General features: G+C 48.4%; 4 protein-coding genes and 1 pseudogene. 2 read left to right on the top strand and 3 right to left on the bottom strand.

Translation table 11 applies throughout. From position 1 onward, the window contains the following. A pseudogene (locus Q7V06_RS06185) lies at positions 1–412 on the top strand (DUF2207 domain-containing protein); the annotation flags it as partial. Positions 413–441: 29 nt separating this feature from the next. Here Q7V06_RS06185 and Q7V06_RS06180 read toward each other — a convergent pair. The 3 genes from Q7V06_RS06180 to Q7V06_RS06170 form a co-directional block, all read right to left on the bottom strand. Continuing rightward, entirely contained in the window at positions 442–1,260 is an 819-nt protein-coding gene (locus tag Q7V06_RS06180) for an arsenite methyltransferase (RefSeq protein ID WP_304839559.1), read from the bottom strand. A gap of 7 nt (positions 1,261–1,267) precedes the next feature. Beyond that, entirely contained in the window at positions 1,268–1,564 is a 297-nt protein-coding gene (gene hgcC, locus Q7V06_RS06175; protein ID WP_304839556.1) for an HgcAB-associated protein HgcC, read from the bottom strand. A gap of 62 nt (positions 1,565–1,626) precedes the next feature. After that, a complete protein-coding gene (locus tag Q7V06_RS06170; RefSeq protein ID WP_304839553.1) occupies positions 1,627–3,021 on the bottom strand; it encodes an amino acid permease in 1,395 nt (464 codons plus the stop codon). A gap of 106 nt (positions 3,022–3,127) precedes the next feature. On the opposite strand from Q7V06_RS06170, the gene Q7V06_RS06165 reads away from it, so the two are divergent. After that, the coding region (locus Q7V06_RS06165) for a hypothetical protein (RefSeq protein WP_304839549.1) at positions 3,128–4,019 on the top strand (892 nt) is incomplete at its 3' end.

The following is a 4,019-nucleotide window of genomic DNA, read 5'->3' as shown; positions in this document are numbered from 1 at the left end:
AATTATGCTCGGTGTTGTAGTTGCAGTTCAGGCGGGCTTCGCAGTGGCTCTTCCCTCAACAACCTTTGGCCACTGGAAAGATGATTACTATAAAAGTAAGCTTGAATGGAGTTCTTTCAGGCGTTTCCTCTCAGATATGAGTATGATCAGGAAGTACAGCCCTGATGATATGAATATGTGGGGGATCTGGCTCATCTATGGTACAGCACTTGGTGTTGGAGATAATGTCCAGAAAGCAATGAAGGAGCTGAAGGTGGATGTCTCTCAGTCCGGGTACTATGTCCCGACATACTTCTGGTTTGCCGGATTCCACTCGATCAGAACCTTCACCCCGCCCTCACAGGCTGGCGCAGGTGGAGGAGGATTTGGTGCTGGCGGAGGCTTTGGCGGGGGAGGAGCAGGAGGAAGGTAAAATCCTCCTTTTTGTAGAAATTTTGACCGCTACTTCTTTTTTTCTGCACCAACCCTGATACTCACAATGCTTTCTGCGAGCTTTTTTCTCTCAGCTTCATTCAGTTCAATACCTATGATAATCTCCTGAAGCATCGGTTCGCTGATGATATGTTCAAACGGAAAGACCGTCTCTCCATGAATTGTCAGATCGATAAACCCTGCTCTTCTGATGCAGTCGAGGTACTCTTCCTTCAGGAGAGCTCCGGCAATACAGCTGGTATAGAGGAGTGATGAGTTTCGGATGGCTTCCGGGAGAGGTGCTGTTACGACGATATCAGAGACCATCAACCGCCCCCCGGGACGAAGCACACGGGAGATCTCAGAGAAGACCTGTGGTTTGTCGACGGAGAGGTTGATGACACAGTTTGAGATGACGACATCGATTGTTGCATCAGCTACCGGCAGGTGTTCAATCTCCCCGAGGCGGAACTCAACATTTGAATATCCTCCTTCACGGGCGTTTCGTCTGGCCCTCTCAAGCATATCGGCAGTCATATCGACGCCGATGACATGGCCGGTAGAGCCAACCCTCTGGCTTGCCAGGAAACAGTCGAATCCTGCACCTGACCCAAGATCGAGGACGTTGTCACCCTCTTGTAATGATGCAAGAGCCACCGGGTTTCCGCACCCAAGACCGAGATCGGCTCCTTCGGGGACGACCAATTGATCCTCTTCCGTATAGCCGATTGCGGTACTGACAGCCCCACTGCAGCAACCGGTGCCGCATCCGCATCTCCCTGTATCCTTGCGGGCAATCATTCCATACTCTTCACGCACACGCTTTCTCATATCTTCTGGATCTGTCAATTGTTCTTCACCTCGATTCACCTGATCTGATCTTTTCATGCACCGTATGTACAAGAGACGAGATGGAGCGGTCAAGATACTCCTTTCTGATCAGGGTGATGCAGCAGACCGACCCTTCGGTTTCTGAGAAGATAACAGCGAACCGGTCACCCGGTGAGATCCCTGCCCGCTCCCGCAGTTCTTTTGGAAGTACCATCTGTCCACGCCCATCAACCGTGACGATTCCTTCAACCGAACAGGTACAGGGGTTTTCGGGTCTGCATCCGCCACGTTCTTCATCTCTTTGATCTGTCATAGGTCTCATACTGATCATGTGGTTTGAAGATATAATAATTCTGATCATACTGATTAATCAGAATAAACGGATCAATCACTCTTCCACCCGGGCTTTCGTATTGCATACGTGATAAGAGGAATTGAAATAATAACCATCATGAGAAGGGCCATCCCTGCGATATACATCGGATTTAATGGTGTGCCATTTCCATCTGGTGAAAGGAAAGTGATCAGTTCAATGCCGAGTATGGTCACTATTCCGATACCTGATATGATCCAGAAGATCCCTTTCACCAGAACGGAATGATACCCGTTTACTGAAAAGAGCCTCTTCCTGAGCTTAATCGCTGAGAGAATGAGGATCAGATACGCCACGAGATAGATATGCGTCAGAAGAGAGAGGAGTACCCAGTATGCATCATTCACACCGGGGATGAGTGCAAAGATGATACAGAAGACTGAAACAGCTACTGCCTGAACGATCAGGGTATGGGATGGGATACCATTCTCATTAATGTACTGCATATAACGAGGGAGGGAGCCATTTCGTGCGGTTTCTGTCATTCCGCGTGCAGGTGCCAGAATCCATGAGTTGATCTCACCGAGTGTTCCGGCCATGATAAGCAGGATCACGATGGTCAATAGCCATCCGGCAGCAATCTGGTCGAAGAGGAATGAGAGGGCTTGCAGCAGTCCTGCGGCGAAACTGATCTCTTCACGCGGAATGACCACAGCAATCGAGAGGGAACAGAGTGTGTTGACAAGGACACAGAAGAGGCCTGCGATAAGGATCGTCGGCAGATAATTACGTTTTGGGTTCTTGAGATCTCCAAGGTGGCCGGCTGATGCTTCTATTCCGAAGAAGGGGTTTACAAATGCCGCTACCATCGCAAGTGCGGATAATGATGCCAGATCAGGGATGATCGTCCCAATGGTGAATGAGAGATCGATCGCTGATCGGTTTCCTGAGATGAGATGAAATCCAGCCATTCCGATGATCAGAACCGCAGGTAAAAACACCCCGATGATGACACAGATAGTACTGAACCTGGTAGATGTCTTAAGACCCCTCATGCTGATGATTGTTGCCCCCCAGAAGAAGATGAGCGACACGATGAGTATGTAGAGTTTATTCTCGGAGAGTTCCGGGAGGAAGATATAGGCGATTGCACTGGAGATGAAACTCAGGAGAAGGACCGAGACGATGATCAGGTGCATCCACTGGATAAAAATAGCAGAAAAACCCCACCGTTCTCCGAAAGCCTCTTTCACCCAGGCATAGAGGCCCCCCTCAACCGGATATGCAGTGCCGAAGAGTTTGAGGATGAGGGTGATCGGGAGGAGAAAACCGATTGTTGTAATGAAGAAGTAGAAGAGGATATTCATCCCGGTCATCGCCTGCATCGGCAGGCTTCGCAGACTGATGATGATCGAGGCGGTCACCATCGCGAAGGTGAAGAATCCAAGACGATATGCTCTTCCCATAGTTATTGTGAATCGCATTCAGTTCCTATGAAGCCTCCGATCCTGTATTCTGAGGAATGTCGGATCGTGAGATTCATTGCTTTTTATTTCCCAAGGGGTACCTCATATGATCCTTGAAGAGATGATCGTCTTTGATTCTGAAGAGGACGCAAATACGTTCTGTACTTTCGTACATGGTCTGGGTGCCCAGGTTAAGAAGACCTTCCGTGGTATTGCCTTTATTGAAGATATTGTCACCTGCAGTCTCAATGGATATATCGACTGGCTATCTGAGATGATCAAAAGCACGTCGGAAGAGGATGATCCCTATTCCGTGGATGAGATACAACGCTTTGAGAAACATCTGAATCTACTTAAAAGAACAGATGGAAAACTGAGAGATATTCTGAGTGGAAAAGAGATCGGTGATATCATCTACACCCGTGAGACTGTTCAGAAGGCAATTCTCTCTCTTCTCGCGCTTCCAAATGAAGAGAAGGCTCAGAGTCTCTTTCAATCACCAGAAGATAATGATGTCTGGATTCCTATTGATATCATGCTCAGGGATAATCATGTCGTTGTGGAATCCCCTGAAGGCTATCGCCTCGATCGGATAATTGACCCGGGCGATCTTCTCTATCAGAATACACCCGCATCCGAATCAGATGCATACAAAAAAGCAGGAGCATCACATGGATGCAGTTATTCTGCTAATCACTCGATCGATCCTGAGTGTGTCGTCATCAGCGGACCGGCTCTCTATCTCTGTGATAGGGAAAATAAGATAACCGATCTCCTTGATACACTGTCAGTCGATGAATCATCTCTTGATCTCTTCTATCAGAACTATTACACGAAACGACAGATACTCTTCTCCCTTATCGATCTGGTGACCGGGAGCGGAGTGATATCGCTTGATACTCTCACAAGAGAGATGGCAGGCTTCTCATGGCCTGGCGAAGATGGGGAGCCCGGATTCGACATTAATCTTTCACCCGTAATGACAAAGACGATCGTGG

Origin of the sequence: Methanocalculus sp., from assembly GCF_030651615.1 — an archaeon.
Classification (GTDB): Archaea; Halobacteriota; Methanomicrobia; order Methanomicrobiales; family Methanocorpusculaceae; genus Methanocalculus.
The sequence above is the reverse complement of the archived record's forward strand: the minus strand, read 5'-3'. Positions and strand labels throughout refer to the sequence as shown.

What these genes read in the sequence shown, in the direction of transcription:
- Q7V06_RS06170 (WP_304839553.1), bottom strand. Translation starts at nt 3,021, where the DNA reads ATGGGAAGAGCATATCGTCTTGGATTCTTCACCTTCGCGATGGTGACC.
- hgcC (WP_304839556.1), bottom strand. Translation starts at nt 1,564, where the DNA reads ATGAGACCTATGACAGATCAAAGAGATGAAGAACGTGGCGGATGCAGA.